Annotated in this window: 22 protein-coding genes, 1 CRISPR repeat array and 1 riboswitch (1 of these 24 cut by a window edge); of the genes, 20 read left to right on the top strand and 2 right to left on the bottom strand. The window is 63.6% G+C overall.

From position 1 onward, the window contains the following. Positions 1–29: 29 nt before the first annotated feature. Positions 30–686: a YhcN/YlaJ family sporulation lipoprotein gene (locus ACYQ0Z_RS10195; RefSeq protein ID WP_459867593.1), complete on the bottom strand. Its 657-nt coding sequence runs from the start codon at positions 684–686 to the stop codon at positions 30–32. Positions 687–863: 177 nt separating this feature from the next. Here ACYQ0Z_RS10195 and ACYQ0Z_RS10190 point away from each other — a divergent pair, with 177 nt between their 5' ends. The 20 genes from ACYQ0Z_RS10190 (at position 864) to ACYQ0Z_RS10095 (ending at position 22,186) form a co-directional block, all read left to right on the top strand. Further along, positions 864–1,568, top strand: coding sequence for an N-acetylmuramoyl-L-alanine amidase family protein (locus ACYQ0Z_RS10190; protein ID WP_459867590.1), 705 nt, complete (start codon positions 864–866; stop codon positions 1,566–1,568). 47 nt (positions 1,569–1,615) lie between these two features. After that, on the top strand, positions 1,616–3,052 hold the full coding sequence (locus tag ACYQ0Z_RS10185; protein WP_459867587.1) for an RsmB/NOP family class I SAM-dependent RNA methyltransferase: 1,437 nt from the start codon (positions 1,616–1,618) through the stop codon (positions 3,050–3,052). Positions 3,053–3,309: 257 nt separating this feature from the next. After that, positions 3,310–3,672, top strand: coding sequence for an ArsR/SmtB family transcription factor (locus tag ACYQ0Z_RS10180; RefSeq protein WP_459867584.1), 363 nt, complete (start codon positions 3,310–3,312; stop codon positions 3,670–3,672). Beyond that, positions 3,669–6,134: a transglycosylase domain-containing protein gene (locus ACYQ0Z_RS10175; RefSeq protein ID WP_459867581.1), complete on the top strand. Its 2,466-nt coding sequence runs from the start codon at positions 3,669–3,671 to the stop codon at positions 6,132–6,134. Before ACYQ0Z_RS10180 ends, ACYQ0Z_RS10175 begins: the two co-directional genes overlap by 4 nt. Positions 6,135–6,191: 57 nt before the next feature. Continuing rightward, positions 6,192–6,382: riboswitch (cobalamin riboswitch) on the top strand. A gap of 351 nt (positions 6,383–6,733) precedes the next feature. Further along, the gene (gene cobJ / locus ACYQ0Z_RS10170; RefSeq protein WP_459867578.1) at positions 6,734–8,362 is read left to right on the top strand and encodes a precorrin-3B C(17)-methyltransferase; all 1,629 of its coding nucleotides are present in this window, start codon (positions 6,734–6,736) and stop codon (positions 8,360–8,362) included. 67 nt (positions 8,363–8,429) lie between these two features. Then, on the top strand, positions 8,430–9,404 hold the full coding sequence (locus ACYQ0Z_RS10165; RefSeq protein WP_459867575.1) for a sirohydrochlorin chelatase: 975 nt from the start codon (positions 8,430–8,432) through the stop codon (positions 9,402–9,404). Then, complete coding sequence (gene cobK / locus ACYQ0Z_RS10160) at positions 9,401–10,192, top strand: precorrin-6A reductase (protein WP_459867572.1); 792 nt, start codon at positions 9,401–9,403, stop codon at positions 10,190–10,192. The genes ACYQ0Z_RS10165 and cobK overlap by 4 nt, the downstream gene beginning before the upstream one ends. Then, positions 10,189–10,959 (top strand): energy-coupling factor ABC transporter permease, encoded by a 771-nt coding sequence (locus tag ACYQ0Z_RS10155; protein WP_459867569.1) that lies wholly within the window; start codon positions 10,189–10,191, stop codon positions 10,957–10,959. The genes cobK and ACYQ0Z_RS10155 overlap by 4 nt, the downstream gene beginning before the upstream one ends. A gap of 1 nt (position 10,960) precedes the next feature. Next, positions 10,961–11,278, top strand: coding sequence for an energy-coupling factor ABC transporter substrate-binding protein (locus ACYQ0Z_RS10150; protein ID WP_459867566.1), 318 nt, complete (start codon positions 10,961–10,963; stop codon positions 11,276–11,278). Further along, positions 11,259–12,053: a cobalt ECF transporter T component CbiQ gene (cbiQ, locus tag ACYQ0Z_RS10145; RefSeq protein WP_459867563.1), complete on the top strand. Its 795-nt coding sequence runs from the start codon at positions 11,259–11,261 to the stop codon at positions 12,051–12,053. The genes ACYQ0Z_RS10150 and cbiQ overlap by 20 nt, the downstream gene beginning before the upstream one ends. A 4-nt stretch (positions 12,054–12,057) precedes the next feature. Continuing rightward, a complete protein-coding gene (locus ACYQ0Z_RS10140; protein WP_459867560.1) occupies positions 12,058–12,918 on the top strand; it encodes an energy-coupling factor ABC transporter ATP-binding protein in 861 nt (286 codons plus the stop codon). Between the two features lie 14 nt (positions 12,919–12,932). Then, positions 12,933–13,586 (top strand): precorrin-8X methylmutase, encoded by a 654-nt coding sequence (locus ACYQ0Z_RS10135; protein WP_459867557.1) that lies wholly within the window; start codon positions 12,933–12,935, stop codon positions 13,584–13,586. Positions 13,587–13,616: 30 nt separating this feature from the next. Further along, the gene (locus tag ACYQ0Z_RS10130; protein WP_459867554.1) at positions 13,617–14,813 is read left to right on the top strand and encodes a cobalt-precorrin-5B (C(1))-methyltransferase; all 1,197 of its coding nucleotides are present in this window, start codon (positions 13,617–13,619) and stop codon (positions 14,811–14,813) included. Beyond that, complete coding sequence (cbiE, locus tag ACYQ0Z_RS10125) at positions 14,782–16,203, top strand: precorrin-6y C5,15-methyltransferase (decarboxylating) subunit CbiE (protein ID WP_459867551.1); 1,422 nt, start codon at positions 14,782–14,784, stop codon at positions 16,201–16,203. The genes ACYQ0Z_RS10130 and cbiE overlap by 32 nt, the downstream gene beginning before the upstream one ends. Beyond that, on the top strand, positions 16,200–16,913 hold the full coding sequence (cobI, locus tag ACYQ0Z_RS10120; RefSeq protein ID WP_459867548.1) for a precorrin-2 C(20)-methyltransferase: 714 nt from the start codon (positions 16,200–16,202) through the stop codon (positions 16,911–16,913). Before cbiE ends, cobI begins: the two co-directional genes overlap by 4 nt. After that, a complete protein-coding gene (gene cobM / locus ACYQ0Z_RS10115) occupies positions 16,910–17,719 on the top strand; it encodes a precorrin-4 C(11)-methyltransferase (protein WP_459867545.1) in 810 nt (269 codons plus the stop codon). The genes cobI and cobM overlap by 4 nt, the downstream gene beginning before the upstream one ends. 2 nt (positions 17,720–17,721) lie before the next feature. Then, entirely contained in the window at positions 17,722–18,984 is a 1,263-nt protein-coding gene (locus ACYQ0Z_RS10110) for a cobalt-precorrin 5A hydrolase (protein ID WP_459867542.1), read from the top strand. After that, a complete protein-coding gene (locus ACYQ0Z_RS10105) occupies positions 18,981–20,450 on the top strand; it encodes a cobyrinic acid a,c-diamide synthase CobB (RefSeq protein WP_459867539.1) in 1,470 nt (489 codons plus the stop codon). Before ACYQ0Z_RS10110 ends, ACYQ0Z_RS10105 begins: the two co-directional genes overlap by 4 nt. Before the next feature lie 128 nt (positions 20,451–20,578). Next, positions 20,579–21,376 carry an SDR family NAD(P)-dependent oxidoreductase gene (locus ACYQ0Z_RS10100; RefSeq protein WP_459867536.1) on the top strand — a complete coding sequence of 266 codons (798 nt, stop codon included), beginning with the start codon at positions 20,579–20,581 and terminating at the stop codon, positions 21,374–21,376. A 132-nt stretch (positions 21,377–21,508) separates the two neighbouring features. Beyond that, positions 21,509–22,186, top strand: a complete 678-nt coding sequence (locus tag ACYQ0Z_RS10095; protein WP_459867533.1) for a MerR family transcriptional regulator — start codon at positions 21,509–21,511, stop codon at positions 22,184–22,186. 185 nt (positions 22,187–22,371) lie between these two features. Here ACYQ0Z_RS10095 and ACYQ0Z_RS10090 read toward each other — a convergent pair whose 3' ends face one another. Continuing rightward, entirely contained in the window at positions 22,372–23,061 is a 690-nt protein-coding gene (locus tag ACYQ0Z_RS10090) for a lytic transglycosylase domain-containing protein (RefSeq protein ID WP_459867525.1), read from the bottom strand. 428 nt (positions 23,062–23,489) lie between these two features. Next, a CRISPR array of direct repeats spans positions 23,490–24,976; the repeat unit is 30 nt; unit sequence GTTTGGAGTCTACCTATGAGGAATTGAAAC; it runs 282 nt beyond the window's last position.

Below are 24,976 nucleotides of genomic sequence, written 5' to 3'. Positions count from 1 at the left end.
ACGCGATGTTTCCGCCCGGAGGTGATCCGTTACCGCAAACCCCGCAGCGGGGCCGTCGCCGTCCGCCCGATGTCGCGGATCAGGTCGGCAACGTCGTTGACGACCATGCGGGCCATCGTACCGTCGCCCATGCGGTTGGCGATATCCCGGGTGCGCCGCACGAGTTTTGGATCCGCCGTCACGTACACCCGGTACTGGGCCGGAACCACGGAACGCACATTTTTGTGAACGTTCCGTTCCATGGTTCGCACGTCGCCCGCATTTCGGAACGGCCGCGCAGGCTCAATGCCGATGACCACGTTATTGCCGGAGATGAGGACTGTGGCGTTCTGCACTCCGCGCACGCGTTCGGCGACCGCGTCAACGCGGCTGGCCAACTGCCGGTTGGTGAGGGCGGTGGCGCCGTCGGGACCGCTCCGGTTGGCCCAGGGACCGGTCCGCGTTCCGTACGGGGCGACGGACCAGTCGTTTCGGTCATACATCAGGCCGTCGCGCATAAAGGAACGACTGGTGTACGGGGACGCACGGTCCGGGGCGGCGGGCCCGGGGATCATGCGCTCGTTGGCCGTGTACGGTGCCGTGCGCATGTCCGCGTTCGGGCGGGTGTCGGGCGGCGCCGCTGTTTGGCACGCCGCCAGCGTCCCGGTCAAGCCGGCAAGCACGGCAAGGGTCAACAGCTTTTTCAAGCGGATTCACCTCCACGGTTAGTGTGGCTGGCGGCGCACGGACGTTATGTGTGGAAAGGGCCGCATGGGCACCCAGCTCTTCACACGCCCTGGCATACAAGCTGCAGGCTTCTCGGAGGAACGTTAACGACTGATGGACGAAAACACGATCGGAAACGGGAAAGCGGATGAGCGAGGATGAACGGAAGACGAATGGGAGCAGCGGTTTGCGCCGCCCTCACAATGGTGCTTGCGTGGATCGGCACTGCGGCCGCTGCGGCAGATGGACGGCCTTTTCTCCCCCTCGTCCCCTGTGATATTCTGGTGGATGCCGGTCATGGCGGCATCGACAGCGGGTGTGTGGTGGGCAGCGTTGAGGAGAAAGATGTCAACCTGGCCCTTGCGATGGAGTTGGGCAATCGCCTGCGCGCGTTGGGGTACCACGTTGTGCTGACCCGCACCACCGACCGGGCCCTGTCCGACGACACACCGGAAACCGGACGGGGACGCCACGCGCGCGATTTGCTGCAGCGTAAGCGTTTGGCGGATGCGCTGCGCCCTCTGGTGGTCATCAGCCTGCACGCCAACTGGGCGAAAAGCGAATCCACACGCGGTGGGGAGGTGCTGTATCCGGCAAACGGGCAAAGCCTCATGTTGGCCACGCTGCTTCAGGAAGCGCTGAACCGGCATTACGGTTTGGTGCGGCGCCCTGTACCTGCGCGCACATACTTTTTGCTCAATGCGGTACGAAGCCCAGTCGTGATTGTCGAAGCCGGGTATTTGAGCAACCCGGAGGATCGCCAGCGGCTTGCCTCTCCGGTTGAACGGACGCGCTTGGCCGAGGAATTGGCTGGTGCTATCCACCAGTTTTTGCTTGTCTTCCCAAATGTGCGCCCACGCTAACCAGACGATCAAGGCGTGTGGCGAGGGACAGTGAGGGGGGATGGAGAGTGGAACTGCCCCAGTCCTTTGAAGAGCGCATGGCCCGATGGCTCGGGGCGGAGTACCCGGATTTTCGCCAGGCGCTGGAGGCCGAAAGCGTGCACGGTCTGCGCGCCAACCGTCTGAAGGTGACCCCGGAGGCGCTGGCGGCGCGCCTGCCCTTTTCCCTCGAGCCGGTTCCGTGGGCCCCCGATGGTTTTGTGTACGGTCAAGGAGAACGGCCTTCCCGGCATCCATATTATTTTGCCGGCCTGTACTACCTTCAGGAGCCGAGCGCCATGCTCCCGGCCACGCTGCTCGACGTTCGGCCCGGCGAGCGGGTTCTCGACTTGTGTGCGGCCCCGGGCGGAAAGGCGACGCAGTTGGCTGCTGCCTTGGGCGGCCGCGGCTTGCTGGTGGTCAACGACGTGCATCCCAAGCGCATCAAGGCCCTCGTCCACAACCTGGAAGTGCACGGTGTCAAAAACGCCGTGGTGACGAACGACTATCCGGCCCATTTGGCCCGCGTGTTTCCCGCGTTTTTTGACAAGGTGCTCGTCGACGCGCCGTGTTCGGGGGAAGGCATGTTCCGGAAGGACCCGGCCCTCATAAACGAGTGGAGCCTGGAGCTGGTCACCTGGTGCATCCAGCAGCAAAAGGGCCTCTTGCGCCATGCCGCGACGATGCTCAAGCCGGGTGGGCGCTTGGTCTATTCCACGTGCACGTTTAACCCCGAGGAAAACGAGGCGATCATCGAATGGTTCTTGCGCCGTCATCCCGAATTTGAGCTCGTAGAGGTGCCACGGCAGCCGGGATGGGAGAGCGGTCGTCCTGATTGGGTGGACGGCGGCCGTCCCGAACTGGCGCGCTGCATTCGCCTGTGGCCGCATCGCGTACGAGGTGAGGGGCACTTTGTCGCTGTGCTGCAGAAGCGCGGGGATGCGGAAACCGCCGTCGATGCCGCTCGCGCGCAACGCACGGGGCCTCCGCCGCATTTGGGCAAGCAAGCCCTTGAGGTGACGCCGCCCGACCCGTGGATGGCGGAGGCGGTGGCTCGTTTCGAAGCGCGACACTTTACGCGCCCGGTGCTGACCGGTAACGAGCGGACACTGGTCCGGTTTGGGCGGCGTCTGTTCCTCATGCCGCCCAACCTGCCGGACTTGTCGGCGGTGCGCCTGGTGCGCCCGGGTTGGCTGATCGGCGATGTGAAGAAAGATCGCTACCGTCCGTCCTCTGCACTGGCCTTGGCCTTGTCCGTTGACGACGTGCAGCCGGAGCGGTGTGTCCACTTGCCTTCCGACGCGGACGAGGTGATGGCGTACCTGCGCGGAGAACCCCTCGCGCGCACCCTTCTTCCCGGCTGGAATCTTGTGACGGTTGACGGGTATCCGTTGGGTTGGTTGCGCCAATTGCCGGGCCGGCAGAAAAATCTCTACCCGGACGCCTGGCGCATAAAAAAAATCTAAGTATGTATTTTTCCTATAATAACAATAAATTACTATTGATATCGATATTTCGCTTGTTTATGCTAAAGACAGACCCCCTTGAAGAAGCGTTGAGTGTTGCCCACCACTTCTCCTCCTGAACGGTTGTTGCCGAATCCGCCTGTCCACGGTGACAGGCGCTTTTTTTGTCACCGCCAGTGGCAATTGCCCGTGTGCGGAATTCGTGTCAGAATGGAATACGGTGGAGCCGTCAACCGAACGAGAAGGGAGGTTGCGGGGTGGAACCCATTGATGATGTGGCCAAGTTGGCCAAGGCGCTAGGCCATCCCATCCGCGTGTGCATCCTTGACATGTTGCTGGCCAAACGACGGTTTTGCGGTGACTTGGTGGCCCTCCTGGGCTTGGCACAGTCTACGGTCTCGCATCATCTGAAGATCTTGCGCGAAAGCGGCCTGGTCTTGGCCCAGGAGCAGGGCACCTGGGTGTGTTACGAGGTCAACCGCCAACGGCTTTACGATCTCCGGAACCACCTGGATCGGTGGTTGGCCGGTGAGAAGATGTGTGGCGGGTTCCCCCCGGAAATCGGGCGCCCCCGTTCGAATGCGTTACAACGGGACGGCGCGAAAGGAGGGAAACCGTGAGGGGCTGGGTCCTGATTGGATTGGCGCTCATGGTGACGTGTTTCTTGGTTGTGGCGGGCGGTGTGGTGGCCGTCTACGCCTTGGGCAACGCGTGGCTCGACGAACGCCAGCTTGACGCGGCCGAGGCGTCGGTGGTCTACGATATCGACGGCAAGGAAGTGGCCCGCTTGTACGTGCAAAACCGGGAGAAGGTTTCCCTTGACCGCATCCCGGACCACCTGAAAAACGCGGTCATTGCCACGGAGGATCGCCGGTTTTACGAGCATTACGGTGTCGACCTGTGGGGCGTGATGCGCGCGCTGTACAAGGACATTCTGGCCATGGAGAAGGTGGAAGGGGCCAGCACGATTACCCAGCAGCTGGCGCGCAACGCGTTCTTGTCGTATGAGAAGACGTGGCTGCGAAAAACGAAGGAGGCCATTTTGGCCTTTGCCATTGAACGCCGTTACTCCAAAGAAGAGATCCTCGAGATGTATCTCAACTACATCTACTTTGGGAACGGCGCCTACGGCGTGCAAGCCGCTTCGGAGCTCTACTTCGGGAAAGATGTCTCCGAGCTGACCCTCGACGAGGCGGCGCTGTTGGCCGGCATGCCCAAAGCGCCGAACCGCTACAACCCCTTTAAGAATCCCGAGGCGGCCAAGGAACGCCGCAATCTCGTCCTCCGGCTGATGGAGGAACAGGGGTATATCACCCCGGCCGAACGGAAACAGGCCGAACAGCAGCCCATCCACGTGGTCAGGCCGAAGAAGGAGCGCGAGCCGTACAACGCCTACCTTGACTACATTATCGAGGAAGCCGAGAAGCGTTACGGCATTACCGAAGAGGAGCTGCTTCGCGGCGGTTACCACATCTATACCAACCTGGTGCCGAGCATGCAGCGGGTGGTGTACGAGAAGTTCAGCGACGACTCGCTGTTCCGGTACAAAAAGCGCGAAAAGGAACCGCTGCAGGCCAGTATGGTCATCCTGAATGCCAAGACGGGCGGCATCGCCGCCATTGCCGGCGGTCGCGACTACGTGCGCAAAGGGCTGAACCGCGCCGTGGACATCAAGCGCGACCCCGGTTCGGCCATCAAGCCGCTCGTTGTGTATGCCCCGGCTCTTGAAGAGGGCTGGTCGCCGTACGATTTGTTGCCTGACAAGCCGATGACCTTTGGGCGTCAAAAGTACCAGCCGAAGAATTACGACCGCAGGTACCGCGGCCAAGTGACGATGATCGAGGCCGTGCGCATGTCGATCAACGTACCCGCCGTGTGGCTGCTGAACCAGATCGGGGTGGAGACGGGCTATCGGTATGGTCGGGCCTTTGGCCTCCCCTTGCCGGAAAACGTCGCCAACCCGGAACATTACTCCCTGGCATTGGGCAGCGGTGTCGGCGTTTCGCCTCTGCACATGGCGCAGGCGTACGCGGCATTGGCCAACGGGGGCGTATGGACCGAAGCCCACGCCATTCGGAAGATCACCAGCCACGACGAACAGCTGATCGTGGAGGCCAAACCGGATACCCGCCGGGTGTTGTCCCCCAAATCGGCGTACTACATGACGGAAATGCTGCAGGAGGTCGTTCGCTCCGGGACGGGGAAATCTGCCTACTTCGGCCGCCCGCTGGCCGGCAAGACCGGAACCACGCAAAATTCCCGCGACGCGTGGTTCGTCGGCTATACGCCGACATGGGTGGGGGCGGTGTGGACCGGATTTGACAAGAACGTAGAAGGTGTGGAAATTAACGGGGGGAAAACGGCGGCGCCCATTTTCCGGGCCGTGATGCGTGAGGCGCTGCGGGGAACGAAATGGGAGGACTTCAAGCGCCCGGAAGGCACCAAGCCGCTGAATCCGCCCGTGGCGCTCAAGCCGGTAAGCGGCCTTACCGGAGAGATCAAGGTGACGCCGAATCTCACGGTCCACATCACCCTGCGCTGGACGCCCTTCGACGACAAGCGCGTGCGCTATCGCGTGTACGAGCTGACGTCCGATGGCCGGCGGATCGCACGGGGCGAGACCGGTGGCGGCGTATGGTCGTACGAGACGCCCACCATACAGTCGGAATACCGATTTGAAGTGGTGGCGGTGAATCCGGAGACCAACAAAGAGGGGCCGCCAGCCGGGCCGATCACGCTGTCGCTCGCGCCCTTCTTGGCTCCGGACGGCACCTTGAAGCCGCCAGCGCCGGAGATGCCGAGCGATCAACCGCTGCAAGAAGAGGACCAACCGGCAGAACCGGGCGACAATCTGCAGCCGTCACCGGGGCAACCGTCGCCGGGGCTGGGTCGGTCGCCCGGTCAAACGCAGCCCCAACAACCGCCGAATCAACCGCCGTCAACTCCCCCGGAGAATAAGAGCGGATTGTTGCCCAAGCCCGGAAACCCGCCGCAACCCCCGGGCACGGGCACCGGCGGATCTCGGGAAAGCCGCTCGGAACGGTCGAGGGATTCGCGTGTCTTGCAGGACACGCACGGGTAGACAAGCGGTCGGCTCCGTGATAAGATGAGAATACAATCCAGCGTTGACAACGATAGAGGAAGGCGCGTAGAAGCAGGTGCCTGTCGCTGCGGCGACGGGTGAAAAGGGAAGTCCGGTGCAAATCCGGCGCGGACCCGCCACTGTGAGTGGGGAGCGAACCGCGAGCAGCCACTGCGACAACGGTCGCGGGAAGGCGCGGGGAGCGAGGATCCACGAGCCAGGAGACCTGCCTGCTTCGACGGCACCTTTAACCTACGGGATCCTAGGGAAAGGTGCTCGCATGGGACAACGCCCGGCTTTGTTGCGGGCAGCACGGCTTGTTGTTGCCTGGGCAACAATCGAGTGGGACGTGCGGTTTTGCGCATCCGTTGCGAGCCTATCCACCTTTCCCGGTTGGATAGGCTCGCTTTCGTTTGTGTGGCGGCGTGGACGGCCGAGAGGTGGGAGCGGCGGTCAGGTTAGTTCGACGGAAGATTAGGTATTATCAATTATTTGTAAAGATTTTTAACATAAAGGAAAAACATGGGCCACCTGGAGGTTAACCGGTGGCAGCGGGAAACCGGGAATCCGGGTGTGACGGCGAGGAAGGAGGAGGGCAGATGAGGGCAGAACGCGGAACTTCACATGGCAAGCTGCTTATCGTCGGTTTCGGTCCCGGAAGCCGTGCGCACATGACCGAACGGGCGCGGCAGGCGATCGAGGAAAGCGAGGTCGTCATCGGCTACAACACCTACGTTGACCTGGTTCGCGACATGCTGGCTGACCAGAAAATCATCCGCACGGGGATGACCGAGGAAGTGAGCCGGGCACGGGCCGCCGTGCGCGAAGCGAAGGCAGGCAAGACGGTGGCCGTCATCTCGAGTGGCGACGCTGGCGTGTACGGCATGGCCGGGCTGATCTTTGAGGTGCTGGTGGCAGAAGGCTGGCGGCCGGGGGAGAACCCCGACGTTGAAGTCATCCCGGGGATTTCCGCCGCCCAGTCGTGCGCTTCGCTCCTCGGCGCACCCTTGATGCACGATTTCGTCTGCATCAGCCTCAGCGACCACCTCACGCCATGGTCACTGATTGCCCGGCGTGTGGAACTGGCGGCCCAGGGCGATTTCGTCATCGTCCTGTACAATCCGAAGAGCGGTCGACGAACCCGGCAGATTGTGGAAACGCAACGCATCCTGCTCCGCTACCGCCGTCCCGATACGCCGGTGGGCCTGGTGAAGAGCGCCTACCGCCAGCGGCAGCGCGTGGCGATCACCACACTGGAAAACCTGCTCGACGAAGACATCGGCATGTTGACCACCGTGATCATCGGCAATTCCACCACGTTCGTCCATGCGGGGCTGATGATCACCCCGCGGGGGTACCAGCGCAAGTACACCCTCTCCCGCGACGAGCAGCCCCTCGCGCTCCACGAGCGATTGCGACCGGAGGCGGAACCGTGGTCGCTGGAGGCCCGTATCGGCGGGGAGCGGGACGCGACGGGTGGTGGAACGCGGGAGGCCGCGGCCGCGACGGTACCGAACGGCTCCGCCGCAACCGTGGCGTTATCACCTGGAGCGTTCACCACCGCTTCGGACGAGCCGCGTACCGTGCTGGAGATGGCCGTTTCGCCGGGTGTAGCGAACAAGCGCTTTAGGCCGCACCAGCTCCTGCTCCTTGCCGAGCTGGCCGGCGAACGGGGCGAACTGGTGTACACGCCGGACCACTGCATCGTGCTGCGCCTCGCCGACGTGCCGGATGGGGAAGCCGTGCGCCGGCGGCTGGAGGCGGCGGGCCTGCGTGTGCTGCCCGTCGGCAACGTGGTGCGGGTGAAGGCGTGTGACTTTTGCGACGGCAAAAGGGCGGATTCCATTCCCTACGCCGAAGCGCTGGCCCGGCGCCTGGAGGGCCTGCCGGTAGAAAAGGAGCTGAAGATCGGTTTCAACGGCTGTGGCATGGCTTGCTACGGCGCGATACAAGAGGACATCGGCATTGTCTACCGGCGTGGAGCCTTCGACCTGTTTCTCGGGGGCAAGACCGTGGGCCGCACCGCTCACCCGGCGCAGAAGGTGGCCGAGGGCATCCCGCCGGAAGAACTGGTCGACCTGGTGGCACGCATCGTGGAGGCGTACCGAACCCATGCCCATCCCGGCGAACGCTTCCACAAGTTCTTCAAGCGGCGGGGAGCGGCGGGGTTCCGCTGGCAGTCCGATGTCGGAACCGCCCAGGCCGAAGCGCCCGTGTGCGGGGAATAAGGGGGCCGGAGCAGCCCGGAGGGGCAATGGGCTCAGGACGGTTACGGAGGAAGGAGGAGCGGAACGTATGAGCCATTCACTGGCATGGGCGGCGCCGCAGCGGCCGGGGGGCTTGGAAGGGGCGCGGAGATTTTTGGCGCAGGCGAAGGCGGAGCAAACGGCGGTCCTCTTTGTCGGGCATGGCAGCCGTGACCCGGAGGGCAACGCCGAGTTGTTGCGGTTCACGGCCGCCTTGGCCTCGCGCCTTTCTGTGCCCATTGTTGAGACGGGGTTTCTGGAACTGACGCGACCGACCATTGCCGAGGGGATCGCGCGCTGCGTTGACCGTGGGGCGGCGCATGTGGTTGTCGTGCCGATTAGCCTCTTTGCCGCCGGCCACGCCAAGCTGCACATCCCGGCGACCATCGACGAGGCCCGGGAGCGGTATCCGTCGGTGCGCTTCACCTACGCCCGTCCCGTGGGCGTGCACGATAAGGTGCTGGCCATCTTGCTCGACCGCCTGCGTGAGGCGGGCTTTTCCCCCGACGATCCCGATCGGGAGGAAACGGCGGTGCTGGTGGTGGGGCGCGGGTCGAGCGATCCCGACGCCAACAGTGATCTTTTCAAAATCAGCCGGCTGCTGTGGGAACGGACACGCGTGGGGTGGGTGGAGACGGCCTTCGCCGGCGTCACGGCGCCGCTTCTGGAGGAGGGGCTGGCACGCTGCGTGCGTCTGGGAGCCACACGCATTTTTGTCGTGCCGTATTTCCTGTTCACGGGTGTCCTGATCCGGCGCATGGCCGAGCAGGTGGCGGCCTTCGCCGCGCAGCATCCCGACCGGCAGGTTCGATTGGCGCGGTATTTCGGGCTGCATCCCCTCATCGGCGACATCCTCCTCGAGCGGGCCGAGGAGGCGCTGCGTGGTGAAGTGCGCATGAGTTGCGACCTGTGCGCATACCGGTTGGCCGCGAAAGCCGGCTCTTCCCACCATGCCCATGACCATCATGATCCCCATCCGCACCCTCACGGGGAGAGGGTCGCGGGAAAGGAGGAGGCCCGATGATCTTTGTGCTCGCCGGAACGAGCGATGCGCGGCAGCTTGCCGTGGGCCTGGTGCGTGCGGGCTTTCCCGTTCTCGCCTCCACGGCCACCGAAAACGGGGCGCGCGAGTTGGAGAAGGACGGCGTGGCGGTGCGGTGGGGCCGGCTCGATGAGCGAGCCATGGCTGCCCTGCTGAAAGCGCGCGGGGCGCGCCTTGTCCTCGATGCCAGCCATCCCTTCGCCGAGGAGGCGCACAAGACGGCCATGCGGGCGGCCGAGGCGGTGGGCATCCCCTACCTCCGCTACGAGCGGCCGTCGCAGGAGGACGAGGTGGCACACGATCCCCTCGTCACCGTCGTCGACTCCTATGAAGCGGCGGCGGAGGAAGCGCGCCGGCGCAAGGGAACGGTTTTCCTCACCACCGGAAGCAAGACGCTGACCTTGTTTGCCGAAAAGCTCCAGGGTGATCCGGCCATTCGCCTTGTCGTGCGCGTGTTGCCGACCGTGGAGAACCTGGAGCTGTGCCGTCGGCTTGGCATTGAACAAAAGAACATCATCGCCATGCAGGGACCCTTTTCCCAAGCCCTCAACCGCGCCCTGTACGAACACGTCAAACCGGACGTGATTGTCACCAAAGAGAGCGGGAAGGAAGGGTCGGTGACGGAAAAGTTCGGCGCGGCGCGGGAGATGGGCATTCCCGTCATCCTCATTCGCCGCCCGCGCCTTTCGTACGGCCGGGTGTACACCGCCTTCGACGCGGTGCTGGAGGCCGTCTCCCATTTCTATGGCAATCGGAGGGAGGGGCGATGAACCGCCTTCATCCCGGCAAATGGGCCTTGGCGCTCGGACTTGCCCTCTGGTGGGGGATGGGTGTTCCGTCTGAAGCGCACGCCATGCACATCATGGAAGGATTTTTGCCGGTGGAGTGGTGTCTCGTTTGGGCTGCGCTTTTTCTGCCCTGGTTTCTCGCCGGGCTGTATGCCGTCCGCAAAACCATCCGCCAACACCCGGAGCGCAAACTGCTCTTCGCCCTGGCCGGCGCCTTCATGTTCGTCCTTTCGGCGCTCAAAATCCCCTCCGTGACGGGCAGCAGTTCGCATCCGACGGGCACGGGGCTGGGCACGGTGCTCTTTGGACCTCTGCCGATGGCTGTCCTCGGCACCGTCGTCCTGTTGTTTCAGGCGCTCTTGCTGGCCCACGGCGGGCTCACGACCCTCGGCGCGAACGCCTTCGCCATGGCGGTTGTCGGCCCGCTGGTGGCCTACGGGGCTTACCGGCTTCTGTCACAACAACCCAAAGGTCGCAAAGCGGGGTGGTTTCTGGCGGCATTCCTTTCCGATCTGGTCACCTACTTGGTCACCTCCCTGCAGCTGGCGTTGGCCTTCCCCTCCCCGGTCGGCGGTGTGACGGCCTCCTTTTTGAAATTTGCCGGGATCTTCGCCGTGACCCAGATCCCGCTCGCCGTCAGCGAGGGGGTGCTCACCGTTCTCTTGCTGGATTGGGTTGCGAAGCACCCGCAACACGACCAACTTGAGGCGATAAGGGGGCGCCTCGAACAGGAAGGAGGAAGTGGGTGAGATGTCTCGCACCTCCATCCGATTCGGCATTGTCTTGGTTCTCCTGTTGGGATTCGGGCCGTTGTGGTGGGCCCGCGGCGCCGAATTTTCCGGGACCGACGAACGGGCGATGGAAGCGATCCGGTCCGCCGCCCCGGGCTATACGCCCTGGGTCCAGCCGTTGTTCGAACCCGCCGGCAGTGAAGTGGAAACCCTGCTCTTTTCCCTGCAAGCGGGGATCGGTGGCGGCATTCTCGGCTACGTGATGGGGTGGTACCGGGGGAGGGGGTCGACTCGGAAGGAGAACGAAGAAACCGGCGATGCGGGCACGACAGCTTGACGGTCTCGCGTATCTCAACCGCCTCACCCGCTGGTCTCCCGCCTGGAAAGCGGGATTTGCCCTCGCCACCCTCACGGTTTGCCTGGCCGGCGATTGCCTCGTCCAAGCCCTGATCGGCCTGTGGATGGGCGTGTGGACGGTGGGATACGCCGGCATTCCGCTCAAGGTCTACGTGCGCTTGCTGCTGTTGCCCGCCGCCTTTCTGGCGGCCGGCGCGCCGGCCTTTCTGCTCCACGTCTCCGCGCCCGGCGTCGCCCCCGGGACCGCGGGGGCCTTTCTCGCCGCGTGGACCGCTTTGGGGTGGGAATGGTCTGTGTCCCTCCAGGGACTCCAGGCTTACGGGCAAGCGGTCCTCCGGGCGATGGCCGCTGTCACGTGCCTGTACTTTTTGTTGCTGACCTGTCCGGTGACGGATCTTGTCACCCTTTTGCGCCGATGGGGCGTGCCGGCTGTGCTGACCGATTTGCTCAGCTGGACCTACCGGTTTGTGTTTGTCCTTCTCGAGGTTTCGGAACGGCGATACGTTGCGATGACGGCCCGGGGCGGATTTCCCGGGGGCCGGCGCTCGTTGCGGGACGCAAGCCGGTTGGCTGCCCACCTGCTCCAGGACGTGAAGTGGCAGTACTACCGCAGTTCATTGGGGCTGGCCTCCCGCAACGACACCGGCGTGTTTCGCGTCCTCCCCCGCTCTTATTGCCGGCCCGCGCCCCGCTACATGATGGAAGCGATCGCCGGGTTGGTCGTGCTTGCCCTATGGGTGCTCTGGAGGGGATGAACGGATGACGTGGATCTTGGAATTTGACGATGTGGACTTTGCGTACCCCGATGGCGAGGAAGTGGCGGTTTTCCGCGGCCTTTCCCTGCGCGTCCCGTCTGGAAGCCGCTGCGCGGTGCTCGGCCGAAACGGCTCAGGAAAATCCACCCTGTTTCTCCTCGCCAACGGGATTCTACGTCCGCAGCGCGGCACCGTACGGTTCCGCGGGACGCCTTTGCGGTACAGCCGCCGTTCCTTGGCGGCCCTGCGCCGCCGGGTGGGGTTGGTGTTTCAAGATCCGGAACAGCAGATCGTCGCCAACACGGTGGCGGAAGATGTGTCGTATGGCCTGTTCAATCTGGGCATTGCGGAAAACGAAGTTGCGCGGCGGGTCGAAAAAACCCTCGCGCGGTTCGGCCTGACGTCCCTGGCCGACCGGCCGATCCACCGGCTCAGCCTCGGGCAGAAAAGATGGGTGGCCCTGGCCGGGGTGATGGCCATGGAACCGGACGTGTTGCTTCTGGATGAACCGACGGCGTTTCTGGACCGTCCCCATGTATCCACCCTATTGGCTCACCTGGCGGAGATTCACCGCCAGGGGACCACCGTGCTCATGGCCACCCACGACGTCGACGTGGCGTTCGCCTGGGCCGATTGGATCGTGGTCCTGCATGCGGGGCGTGCGGTCCATGAGGGACCTCCGGGCGACCTGGCTTCGCATCCCAACGTGTTGCGACGGTATGGCCTGGGTGTTCCCCACGGGTATTGGTTGCGTCGCGCGTGGCGGGCGCAGGTTGCGGCGGATGCCGAGGCCGGCTCCGCCGAAGAGGACCTGGCGATCGTCCAATGGTTGATGAGCCTGGAAAGAACATCGGTGCATGCTTGAAGGAGGGACCGCCGATGGCGTTCAAGCCCCCGACCACACAGCCGAAGGAGATTGAAGCACGGAGTTTTGCCATCATCGCCGAGGAATTGGGACCCCACCCCTTTACCCCGGCACAGTTTTCCGTCGTCCAGCGCGTCATTCACGCCACCGCCGATTTCGAGCTGGGGAGAAGCCTCGTTTTCCACCCGCGGGCGATCGAGACGGGGATCCGCGCCATCCGCGCCGGCAAGCCGGTCATCGCCGACGTGCAGATGGTCCAGGCGGGCATCAACAAGGCGCGCTTGGCCCGCTATGGCGGGGAGGTGCGCGTGCACATCGCCGATCCCGACGTGGTGGAGGAGGCCAAGCGGCTGAACACGACGCGGGCCATTGCGGCCATGCGTAAGACGGCGCGGGAGACGGACGGGGCCATCTTCGCCATCGGCAACGCCCCGACGGCGCTTCTTGAGCTGATTCGCCTGATCGAGGAGGAAGGCGTGCGTCCGTCGCTGGTGATCGGCGTGCCGGTGGGGTTCGTGTCGGCGGCGGAGTCGAAGGAAGCGCTGCGCCAGTTGAGGGCCGACGTGCCGTATATCACGAACATCGGCCGCAAGGGGGGCAGCCCGGTGGCCGTGGCCATTGTCAACGCCCTGGCGCTCCTTGCCGACGTGCCCGATCACCGGGTGTGAGCGTACTGCGGAGGGAAGGGGGGAGGGGGCATGGCGATTCCCAGGGCAGGTGCTGACGAGACCACGGCCGCGTTGGGGAAGCGACGCGCCGCTGCCGGCGCGGGTGACGGCGGCGAGCCGTCGGCCAGACCGCTGCGACATGGCTACACCACGGGGGCCTGCGCCGCCGCGGCGACGAAGGCGGCGACGCTGGCGCTGGTGACGCAGCGGCCGGTGGCGGCCGTGACGATCCCCCTCCCCGCCGGCATCGAGGCGACTTTTCCGGTGGAAGACCTGTCCTACTCGGCCGACGCGGCCCGGTGCTGTGTGGTGAAGGACGCCGGCGACGATCCCGACGTCACCCACGGGGCGCGCATCTATGCCACGGTGGCGTGGCGGGATGAGCCGGGTGTCGACATCGATGGCGGGCCGGGGGTGGGGCGGGTGACGCGACCGGGCCTGCCGGTGCCGGTGGGCGAGGCGGCCATCAATCCCGTACCGCGGCGCTTGATCCGCGAGGCGGCGGAAGAGGTGCTGGCCGCCCACCGGGTGGGGCGCGGCGTGCGCGTGGTGATCTCGGTCCCCGGCGGCGAGGAGATGGCCCAGAAGACGCTCAACCCGCGCCTGGGCATCGTTGGCGGCATCTCCATCCTCGGCACGCGGGGCATCGTTGTGCCCTATTCCACCGCCGCCTACAAGGCCAGCGTGGCCCAGGCCATTCGCGTGGCCAAGGCCAACGGCTGCGACCATCTCGTCCTCACCACCGGCGGACGCAGCGAAACCTATGCTCGCGCCCGCTTTCCCCACTTGCCCGAGGTGGCCTTTATCCAAATGGGCGACTTCGTGGGCTTTGCCCTCCAGCACTGCCGCAAGCAAAACGTTGCCCGCGTTTCCCTCGTGGGGATGATGGGGAAGTTTTCCAAGGTGGCCTGCGGGGTGATGATGGTGCACGCCAAGAGCGCACCGGTCGATTTCGCGTTCTTGGCCCGCTTGGCCGCAGAGGCCGGGGCGCCGCCTGAGCTGGTCGAAGCGGTGCGCGCGGCGAACACGGCGAACCAGGTGGGCGATCTCATGCGTGAGGCGGGCTGCGCCGCCTTTTTCGCGCGACTGGCCGAGGCCATAAGCCGCCAGTGCCTGCGCCACGTGGGGGGTGGCCTGGTCGTCGAGACGGTGCTCGTGACGCTGGACGGCGAAGACCTCGGGAGGGCGGTTGTCGATGGAACAGAACCGACAAGTGGAACGGACTGACGCGTTCGGGGTGGGAACGGCTCCTGCGCAGAAAGGAGGGAAGGGATGCGGGAAGGGCGGGGCACAGCGCCGTGCCCCCATCCGCGTTCTCGGCATCGGTGCCGAAGGTCCGGCGGGCTGGAGCGAGCGCTACCGCCGGTGGACAGAGGAGGCCGACATCCTTGTCGGGGGCGAGCGGCAGCTGGCGTTCTTTCCGCAGTTTCGCGGGGAGAAGTGGGTGCTCAAAAACGGCCTCGGCGAGGTGGTGGAGCGGCTTTCCGCCCTGCCGCCGGGGCGGAAGGTCGTCGTCCTCGCCTCGGGCGATCCCCTCTTTTACGGCATCGGCGCGTATCTTGTAAGCAAACTGGGTCGCGAGCGGGTCGAGATCCATCCTCACCTCAGCGCGGTGCAGCTGGCCTTTGCCCGCATGGGGGAAACCTGGCACGACGCCGTGTTCGTCAGCGCGCACGGGCGGTCCCTCGACGGTCTGGCGGAGAAGGTGCAACACGCCAAGAAGGTGGCCATCCTCACCGACGACGTCAACACACCGGCCGCCGTGGCCCGCCATTTGCTTGCGGCTGGCGTTGACGGCTACAGGGCCTTTGTCGGGGAGAACCTCGGTGCCGCCGACGAGCGGTGCACGTGGTGGGACGACCTGCGCGCATTGGCCGAGGCCCAATTTGCCCCCCTCAATGTCGTCGTGCTGCTGCGGAAGGAGGCGAAGGCGACGGGAAAACGTGAGGCCTTCTCCGTGGCGGACGCCCGGCCGCCGGCGGCTGCCGGGCCTGCCGAACGTCCTCCAGCCGGAGTTCCGGATGCCTTCGCGTTCCTCGGCATCCCCGACGATGCCTTTGCCCAGCGCAAACCGGACAGGGGGCTGATCACAAAGAAGGAGGTGCGCGTGATTAGCCTGGCCGAACTGCGCATCCGGTCCGACAGCGTGGTGTGGGACATCGGGGCGGGCACCGGCTCGGTGGCCATTGAGGCGGCCGGATTGGCGCCGGAAGGACAAGTGTTCGCCATCGAGAAGAATGCTGAGGACGTGGCCAACCTTCGCGAAAATGTGCGCCGGTCTGGGCGGCGGGTAACCGTCGTCCACGGCACGGCGCCGGAAGGCCTCAACGCGTGGCCCGATCCCGACGCCGTTTTCATCGGCGGGACGGGGAAACAGATGGCGGCCATTCTCGATGTCGTGGCGACACGGCTCAAACCGGGCGGCCGCGTCGTGCTGAATGCGGCGACGCTGGAAAACCTGCACGAGGCCTACGCGGGGCTCGCCGCGCGGGGATTTGCGGTGGAAGTGCGCCTGGTGCAGGTAGCACGCTCGAAGCCGATCCTGGACATGACGCGTTTCGAAGGGCTCAATCCCGTGTTCATATTGACGGCGTACCGAAAGGGGGAACCCACATGACGCGCGTGGGAACGCTGTACGGCATCGGCGTCGGGCCGGGCGACCCGGAACTGATCACAGTAAAGGGGCTGCGCATCCTGCGCGAGGTCCCCGTGGTCGCCTATCCGAAGACGCGCATGGGCAAACCGAGCTACGCCTATGGCATTGTGGAGCGGTATCTCGATCCCCAGCGACAGGAGCTGCTCGGCCTCGTCTTTCCCATGACCCGTGACCGCGCCGTGCTGGAGGCCCAGTGGGAAGCGGTCGTCGCCCAGGTGTGGCGCGTGCTGGCCGAAGGGAAGGACGTCGCCTTTGTCACGGAAGGCGATCCCTATTTCTACAGCACGTTCATTCACCTCAGTCGGCTGATGAAGCGGCGCCATCCGGAAGTGGAAGTCATAGTCGTCCCCGGCGTCACGTCGGTAAACGGCGCGGCGGCGCGACTCGATCTGCCGTTGGCCGACGGCGACGAGCGGATCGTCGTCGTGCCGGCCACCGAGGACCTCACGGCGATGGGACAACTGCTCGATGCCTTCGACTGCGTGGTTTTCCTCAAGGTGGCCAAGGTTCTCGACGCGATCCTCGGCCTCTTGCGCGAGCGGGACCTCCTCGACAAGGCGGCGGTGATCACCAGGGCTACCGCGCCGGGCGCCGAGCGCATTGTCACCGACGTGGCCGCCCTCGAAGGAGAGGAGCTGGAATACCTGTCGCTGATGGTGGTGCGCAAATGACGGGGGCGAGGGGGAAGGGACGGGAAGGAAAAGTCTGGTTTGTCGGTGCCGGACCGGGTGACCCCGACCTGATCACGGTGAAGGGGCTGCGCATCATCCAGGAGGCCGACGTCGTCGTGTACACCGATTCCCTCGTCAGCGAGGCGCTGATTGCTCGGGCCCGCCCCGACGCCGAGGTGCTCAAGAGCGCGGGCATGACGTTGGAGGAAATCGTCGCCGTGCTTGTCGACCGCGCCCGCGCGGGGAAGGCGGTGGCGCGCGTGCACACCGGTGATCCGTCGGTGTTCGGGGCGGTGCTGGAGCAGATCGTTGCGCTGGAGCGGGAGGGAATTCCCTATGAGATCGTTCCCGGTGTCTCGGCCGTCTTCGCTGCTGCGGCCGCCGCGCGCGTCGAGTTGACCGTGCCGGAGGTGTGCCAGACGGTAATCCTCACCCGCGTCGAGGGGCGCACCCCGATGCCGAAGGGCGAACGGCTGCGCGACCTGGCCCGCCATGGCGGCACGCTGGCCCTCTTTCTGAGCGCCGCGCTGACGAAAGCGGTGACGGCCGAGCTGCGTGCCGCCGGGTGGCGCGACGACACGCCGGTTGTCGTGGTGTACAAGGCCACCTGGCCGGATGAGCGGATCATCCGTACGACCCTCGGGGAGCTAGATGCGGCCGTGCGTCGCGCCGGTATCCGCAGCCACGCCATGATTCTGGCTGGACAGGCCCTCGATCCGGCCCTGGCCCGTTCGGGCGCGTTTCGCTCGCGCCTGTACGATCCCGCCTTCACGCACGGCTTCCGCAAAGGAAAGGGGGAGGGGTAAGGATGGCGCATGCTGACCAACCGGCTGCTCGACCGTCCGCCGCGCCGGGTGCAACTGCGCACCACCGGCTACCGCCGGGCGGCGGCCTGCCCCATCGCCGCCTGGCCCTGGTGGCCATCACGACCCACGGCGCGGATATCGTGCGGCATCTGGCGGCGTCGTACCGGCACGATCCGGATGCCCCGGCCGTCGACGTCTTCTACATGAAAAAGCACGCCCGCGGCGACGAGGAGGGCAAAGGCTTCCGGCTGTTCGAGGGCTCGGTGCGCCGGCTGCTTCCGGACCTCTTTTCCCGCTACGACGGCCTGGTGCTCGTCATCTCCCTCGGTGCCGTGGTGCGCATGATCGCCCCGCTTCTGGCGGACAAGAAGACCGACCCGGCCGTCGTGGTCATCGACGACCGGGCCGAGCACGTCGTCAGCGTGTTGTCGGGCCACCTCGGCGGAGCCAACGTGCTAACGCGGGACATCGCGCGCCGTCTGGGCGCGCGGCCGGTGATCACCACGGCGTCCGACGTGCAAGGGACGATCGCTGTGGATCTCTTCGGCCGCCGCTTTGGCTGGCGCCTCGTCAACTGGGACAAGGTGACGCCGGTCAGCGCCGCCGTGGTCAACGGGGAGCGCATTGCCGTGGTGCAGGAGTCGGGGGAGCCGGACTGGTGGGAGCACCCCCACCCCCTCCCCCCGAACATTGCCGTGTACCGCTCGGTACGCGAGGCCCTCGCCGCCGGCGCCGACGCTTATCTCGTCGTGACGCACCGCCTGCTCGATCCCGACGAGGAGGCCGTCCTGGAAAACGGGGTCCTGTACCGTCCCCGTTCCATCGTTCTCGGCTTTGGCTGCAACCGCGGCACGAGTGCCGCGGAGATCGAGGGGGTAATTTACGATACGCTTGCCGAGCTGCGTTTTTCCGTAGACAGCGTGCGGAACGTAGCGACAATTGACCGGAAAAAGGACGAACCCGGCCTGATGACCGTGTGTGCCAAGTACGGCTGGCCCCTCGAGACCTACACACCGGCGGAGCTCAACGCTGTGCCCATTGCCCATCCGTCGGCGACGGTGTACCGCTACACCGGTGCCTATGGCGTGAGCGAGCCGGCGGCCAAGCGCTCGGCGAACACCGAGACCCTCGTGCTGGAGAAAAAGCGGTGCGGCAACTGCACGATTTCCGTGGCCCTCGTCGACTATGGCCCGCCGCGATGGGGAGCACCGGCTCGTGGGGCGGCAAGGATGGGAGAATCGGCAGGAAAGGAGGGGCCGCGATGACGAATGCGCAACCCCATGTCGAGCCGGCGGCTCATGGCGGTGCCGCCGGTGTCCACCGACCCCGCCTGGTCATCGCCGGTGTGGGCAGCGGGGTGGGCAAAACGACGCTGACCATCGGCCTGATGGCGGCATTCCAAGCGCGCGGCCTTGTCGTGCAGGGGTTCAAGTGCGGGCCGGACTACATCGATCCGACCTATCATACGGCCATCACCGGCCGCCCGTCGCGCAACCTTGACGTGTGGATGACCTCGCCCGCGGCGGTGCGGGAGATTTTCCTCCGCGCCAGTGCCGGCGCGGAACTGTCCGTGATTGAAGGGGTGATGGGCCTCTTCGACAGCAGGCGGGCCACCGACGACGAGGGCAGCACGGCGCACATCGCCCGCCTGCTTTCCGCCCCGGTGCTCCTTGTCCTCAACGCGGCGAGCATGGCCCGCACGGCAGCGGCCGTCGTCAAGGGCTGTCAGGCGATGGCCGAGGGGTTTGCCATCGCCGGCGTCATCGCCAACCAGGTGGGCAGCGCCGGTCACGCCCACCTCATCCGCGAGGCAGTGGAGGGCGTGTGCGGTGTGCCGGTTGTCGGCTACCTGGTCCGTGACGCGGCGCTGGACATTCCCGAGCGGCACCTCGGCCTTATTCCAGCCGTCGAGCGGGGCGAGCTGACCCCGTTGTTTGCCAGATTGGCCGAGCGCATCGCGGAAACGGTCGACCTTGACGCCGTCCTCGCCCTGGCCCGGTCGGCCCCGCCCTTGCCGAACGAACCGCCGTGCCTCTTTTTCCCTGCGGCACGTCCCAGCGGGACACCCCGCGCGCGCATCGCCGTGGCGCGTGATGCGGCGTTCAATTTCTACTACCCTGAAAATCTCGAGCTGCTCGAGCGTTGCGGCGCCGAGCTGGTTTTTTTTCGCCCGACGTGCGGGGAGCGGCTTCCGGAGGACGTCGACGGCCTGTACATCGGCGGCGGCTTCCCCGAGGTTTATGCCGCCGAACTGGCGAAAAACCACGCCCTGAAGGCCGACATCCGCCGCGCAGCGGCCGCCGGCATGCCGGTCTTCGCCGAGTGTGGCGGCTACCTGTACCTGTGCCGATCGGTCACCACCACCGACGGGCAAACGCACGAGATGGTCGGCCTGATCCCGGCTCGCGCGCGCATGCAGGAGCGTCTTGCCGCCCTTGGCTATCGCGAGGTGTGTGCCGTACGCGACACGCCGCTGTTGGCCGCCGGCGAGACGGCGCGCGGCCACGCGTTTCACTATTCGGTGCTCGAGCCGGAGCCAGACGCCGTCGACACCTGGCCCCATGCCTATCGTGTCCGGTCGCGCTTCGGTGCGCGCACAGAAGGCTATGCCAACGGTTCGGTTCTCGCCGGCTACACCCACCTGCATTTTGCTTCCCACCCGCGCATCGCCGAGCGCTGGGTGACCGCGTGCGAGGCGTTTCGGCGCCGCCGCAGACAAGCGGGCAGGTAACGCTTTACGCACGGAACCGCATTTCTACCCACGGGAAAACGGGGGCGTTGACCCGTTGGGCAAGCCGCGCGAAATTTGGCGTAGACTTGGAGGGGAGGGAAAGCGAAAACCAAAAGGGAGGGAGAACCGTGGGTGCAAGCGGCAAAACGGCGCTGATTACTGGAGCGTCTAGCGGCATTGGCTACGAGTTGGCCAAGTTGTTTGCCCGCGACGGGCACGATGTCGTGCTGGTGGCGCGCGGCGAGGAGAAGTTAGCGGCTGTGGCCGATGAACTGGAGCAACGCTATGGGGTGAAGGCTGTCGCGTTGGCAGTGGATCTGGCCCGCCCCGATTCGCCGCAGGAGATATACCATGCCCTCCAGCAGCGGGCCATCCCCGTTCATTTCCTCGTCAACAACGCGGGGTTTGGGCTGTACGGCCCCTTTGTCGAGACCGACTGGTCCATCGAGCGTGAGATGCTGCAGGTGAACGTCGTTGCCTTAACGCACCTCACCAAGCTGTTGGTTCCGGACATGGTGCACAGGGGAGAGGGGCGAATTCTCAACGTGGCGTCGATGGCCGCCTTTCAACCGGGGCCCCTCATGGCCATCTACTACGCCACCAAGGCGTATGTGCTGTCCTTTTCCGAGGCCCTCGCCGCCGAATTGGAAGGCACGGGGGTGACCGTTACGACGCTGTGTCCGGGACCCACGAAGACCAACTTCGATCGGCGCGCCCGCCTGGGGGCTTCCAAGTTGTTCAAGCGGAGATTTCTGATGGCGGATGCGTCGACCGTGGCTGCCGCCGGATACCGCGGCATGATGGCCGGCCAATCCCTCGTCATTCCGGGATGGTCGAACAAGCTGCTCGTACAAGGGCAGCGGCTCGCCCCGCGCAAACTGGTGGTGCGGGTGACGCGTAAGTTGCAGGAGCCGATTCATCGGTAAAAATGTGCCCCTTCCATCCCCCGAAATTGGGCTGCCGGGGTTCTTCACGGTATTCGTGGGGGATGGCGGGGCTTTTTTCTTGACTCTCACGCATACGTGATCCCTTATCCTTGACCTTGAGGGGGTGAACCCATGCCCTACACGGTCAAGCAGCTTTCGGAGATCGCCGGCGTCAGCGTCCGTACCTTGCACTACTATGACGAAATCGGCTTGCTCAAGCCGGAGTACTATGGCGAAAACGGCTACCGGTATTACGGCGAGGAGGCGCTGTTGCGGCTTCAACAGATCCTGTTTTTCAAGGAACTGGATTTCAGCCTCCGGGAAATCAAGAAGATCCTTGACAAACCGGATTTCGATATGCTGGGAGCGCTTGAGGCGCACCGGAAACTGCTCGTAAGCAAGGTGGAACGGCTCAACCAACTGATCGCCACCATCGACAAGACCATCCGCAACATGAAGGGGGAGTTGGACATGGAGAAAAACGAGTATTTCGGCGGTTTCAGTGAGGAACAGATCGAGAAGTACAGACAGGAAGCCCGAAAACTGTTCGGCAAGGAGGTGGTGGCGGAGTCCGAACAGCGGGTGCGACAATTTTCCCCGGAAAAGATGCGGCAGTTGCAACAGGAATTTGATTCGATTATCACTACGATCCGTGCGCACATGGACCGGGGATACGACCATCCAGAGGTGCAGCGGCAGGTGGCACGCCTCCACGATTGGCTGAACAATTACTATGATTGTTCATATGAAACCTTGCTTGGCGTTGGACGGTTATACAAAGAGCACCCGGACTTCGTGGCCATGTACTAGGCCAGGTACCAGGCGCAAGGGCTACCCGAGTTTCTGTACCAGGCGATTGCGCATTACGTGAAGGGGAGGAAAAACTGATCATTAAATATAATTAAATATAGGCGAATTAAATATAGGCGAATCTCGACCCGCTGCGGTCGAGATTCGCCTTACGAGTGAATTTGATCGGTTTCCTTGATGGATGGTTATCCTCTCGCGTCGAGGGCTTGTCCCAATACCTTGGCCACGTAGGCGCGCGTTTCCGGATACGGCGGGATGCCGCGGTAGCGATCGACCGCGCCTGGTCCGGCGTTGTATGCCGCCAATGCCAGCTCCACGTTCCCGTTGTAACGATCCAGCAGGTATCGGAGGTAGCGCGTGCCACCGTCAATGTTCTGTGCCGGATCGTAGGGGTCGCGCACGCCAAGCCAGCGGGCCGTCGCCGGCATGAGCTGCATCAGGCCCATCGCGCCCGCTCGCGATGTGGCGCGGGGGTTGAAACCCGATTCGGCTTGGATGACGCTGCGGATGAGCCGCTCGCTGACACCGTACTTGCGAGCCGCACGGGCGATCAGTTCGTCGAAGGTGGACGGATTACGGGTTGCCTTGGCGGACGTGTTCACAGACTGGGCAGTGGCCGGCGTTCTTTCCGCTTGTATTGCTGTCGCTGTGTTTGCCGGCGGCGGAAGCGATGGCACAACAGTACCGGTGCGCGCGATGTTTTGCGGTGGTTCTTGGCCTGCCACGACATTCTCAGCCGTAACCTGTCGCAGCAGTTCGTTCAGGAGCGACGCGAACAGTTCGTCGTTGGTTGTTACGGACTTTGGTGCACCTGGCGCGGGCAACTCGCGCATGGTCTGCAGTTGCACCAGGCGTGCGAGAATGTCGGGGCGCACAACACCTTCCTCCTTCCTGTTCTCTATCTTCTTCGACAAAAGGGGGCGAATTCCTGTTGGACGACCGCAAAACACCGCGGCCATGCTGCACATGTCCCCGGACCTGATAGGTGAAGGGGATCCCAATGGGGAAGAAAATTTATCATAATTTAAGAGAACATTTTGTTGGGTGTGATGCGTGCGAAACCACTCTGTTGTGGTTTCCGTTGCCTCTTCAGCGAACGGTGTGCATAAGGCTGTGCCGCTTGGGTTGTCGTCGACCTCCAGTAATGCAAAAACCCCGGGGGGTCGACGACATTTGTGAATTGGAACCATAACCCGGACAATCCGCTTGCCATATGGATTTTTGTTGTATAGAATGCTGTTCAGAAGATTCCATTCCTACAATATGTGTATTTGCATTACTCGGCAGCGTCAAAGGCTTTTGGGTTTGGAGTCTACCTATGAGGAATTGAAACTCCTCAAACAGACGCCTCCACTGGTCCTGCACTTCCGGGTTTGGAGTCTACCTATGAGGAATTGAAACAAAAGACGATCCAAGAGCGGGTCCCAACCGGACAAGGTTTGGAGTCTACCTATGAGGAATTGAAACTGTTTGGTGGCTTATATGATTTGGTGGCATTTGTAATGTTTGGAGTCTACCTATGAGGAATTGAAACGTGCTGACCGGTGAGCGCCTCATCCCGCTTCCGAAGTTTGGAGTCTACCTATGAGGAATTGAAACACAGGGTACAGGAACTAATCGACCCGCCGCCACAGGGGGTTTGGAGTCTACCTATGAGGAATTGAAACCTGTCTCAATGAATTGGTCGTTGAGCACATCGTCGAGTTTGGAGTCTACCTATGAGGAATTGAAACATGTAGCTCTTCAGGTTCTCAACAACCGCTGATTTCGTTTGGAGTCTACCTATGAGGAATTGAAACATCCTCCGACAGCGCGTAGCTGCCGACATTGGAGCCGGTTTGGAGTCTACCTATGAGGAATTGAAACTTGGTCGGCAAAGTCAACAACACGCCCGACGGCCGTTCGTTTGGAGTCTACCTATGAGGAATTGAAACTACGCCGAGATGGCTTGCCGGCTTACTCCTAACTCCTGTTTGGAGTCTACCTATGAGGAATTGAAACTTATGAGCACGCTGTCTTCTTCGGTGATGATGTGCGGGTTTGGAGTCTACCTATGAGGAATTGAAACGCAATGGCGTGGATCGCTTTGGATTGCTGCTCCGTAGGTTTGGAGTCTACCTATGAGGAATTGAAACCCGAACGAGGAAAACCCCAGCGCATGCGGCGTGTCGAAGCACGTTTGGAGTCTACCTATGAGGAATTGAAACTGGCCTGCCACGTCTGGGACAAAAAGGACTTGATGGCGTTTGGAGTCTACCTATGAGGAATTGAAACTCCGTCGGGTTGATCAGGCTCAAGAACATCTGTTTCAGTTTGGAGTCTACCTATGAGGAATTGAAACCGCCGTGTTCGGCGTGCCGCCCATCCTCGTCGGCGCAGTTTGGAGTCTACCTATGAGGAATTGAAACCCGGAGCGCGAGCAGAACCAAACCTGACGCCGGAGGTTTGGAGTCTACCTATGAGGAATTGAAACCGAATCGCGTGGCGGAAGGAGGAAGCGCAGCATGTGTTTGGAGTCTACCTATGAGGAATTGAAACCAATGCAGGCTAACAAACAGAGCGGCCCCTAGCCGGGTTTGGAGTCTACCTATGAGGAATTGAAACATGAGGGATACGTTCCGCACATGTTGACGTTGACTAGTTTGGAGTCTACCTATGAGGAATTGAAACATCCGGCTGTAGTCCCTGTCCCAGTCCTCGCCCTCCACGTTTGGAGTCTACCTATGAGGAATTGAAACAGGCAGTCGGGAGGTGAACCGGTGCAATCAGTCCGCGCGTTTGGAGTCTACC

This window comes from Calditerricola yamamurae, from assembly GCF_054654135.1.
The sequence above is the reverse complement of the archived record's forward strand: the minus strand, read 5'-3'. Positions and strand labels throughout refer to the sequence as shown.

Coding starts and splice junctions, on each gene's coding strand:
- ACYQ0Z_RS10190 (WP_459867590.1), top strand. CDS start 864: ATGAACGGAAGACGAATGGGAGCAGCGGTTTGCGCCGCCCTCACAATG.
- cobJ (WP_459867578.1), top strand. CDS start 6,734: ATGAGGGCAGAACGCGGAACTTCACATGGCAAGCTGCTTATCGTCGGT.
- ACYQ0Z_RS10165 (WP_459867575.1), top strand. CDS start 8,430: ATGAGCCATTCACTGGCATGGGCGGCGCCGCAGCGGCCGGGGGGCTTG.
- cobK (WP_459867572.1), top strand. CDS start 9,401: ATGATCTTTGTGCTCGCCGGAACGAGCGATGCGCGGCAGCTTGCCGTG.
- ACYQ0Z_RS10155 (WP_459867569.1), top strand. CDS start 10,189: ATGAACCGCCTTCATCCCGGCAAATGGGCCTTGGCGCTCGGACTTGCC.
- ACYQ0Z_RS10150 (WP_459867566.1), top strand. CDS start 10,961: ATGTCTCGCACCTCCATCCGATTCGGCATTGTCTTGGTTCTCCTGTTG.
- cbiQ (WP_459867563.1), top strand. CDS start 11,259: ATGCGGGCACGACAGCTTGACGGTCTCGCGTATCTCAACCGCCTCACC.
- ACYQ0Z_RS10140 (WP_459867560.1), top strand. CDS start 12,058: ATGACGTGGATCTTGGAATTTGACGATGTGGACTTTGCGTACCCCGAT.
- ACYQ0Z_RS10135 (WP_459867557.1), top strand. CDS start 12,933: ATGGCGTTCAAGCCCCCGACCACACAGCCGAAGGAGATTGAAGCACGG.
- ACYQ0Z_RS10130 (WP_459867554.1), top strand. CDS start 13,617: ATGGCGATTCCCAGGGCAGGTGCTGACGAGACCACGGCCGCGTTGGGG.
- cbiE (WP_459867551.1), top strand. CDS start 14,782: ATGGAACAGAACCGACAAGTGGAACGGACTGACGCGTTCGGGGTGGGA.
- cobI (WP_459867548.1), top strand. CDS start 16,200: ATGACGCGCGTGGGAACGCTGTACGGCATCGGCGTCGGGCCGGGCGAC.
- cobM (WP_459867545.1), top strand. CDS start 16,910: ATGACGGGGGCGAGGGGGAAGGGACGGGAAGGAAAAGTCTGGTTTGTC.
- ACYQ0Z_RS10110 (WP_459867542.1), top strand. CDS start 17,722: ATGGCGCATGCTGACCAACCGGCTGCTCGACCGTCCGCCGCGCCGGGT.
- ACYQ0Z_RS10105 (WP_459867539.1), top strand. CDS start 18,981: ATGACGAATGCGCAACCCCATGTCGAGCCGGCGGCTCATGGCGGTGCC.
- ACYQ0Z_RS10095 (WP_459867533.1), top strand. CDS start 21,509: ATGCCCTACACGGTCAAGCAGCTTTCGGAGATCGCCGGCGTCAGCGTC.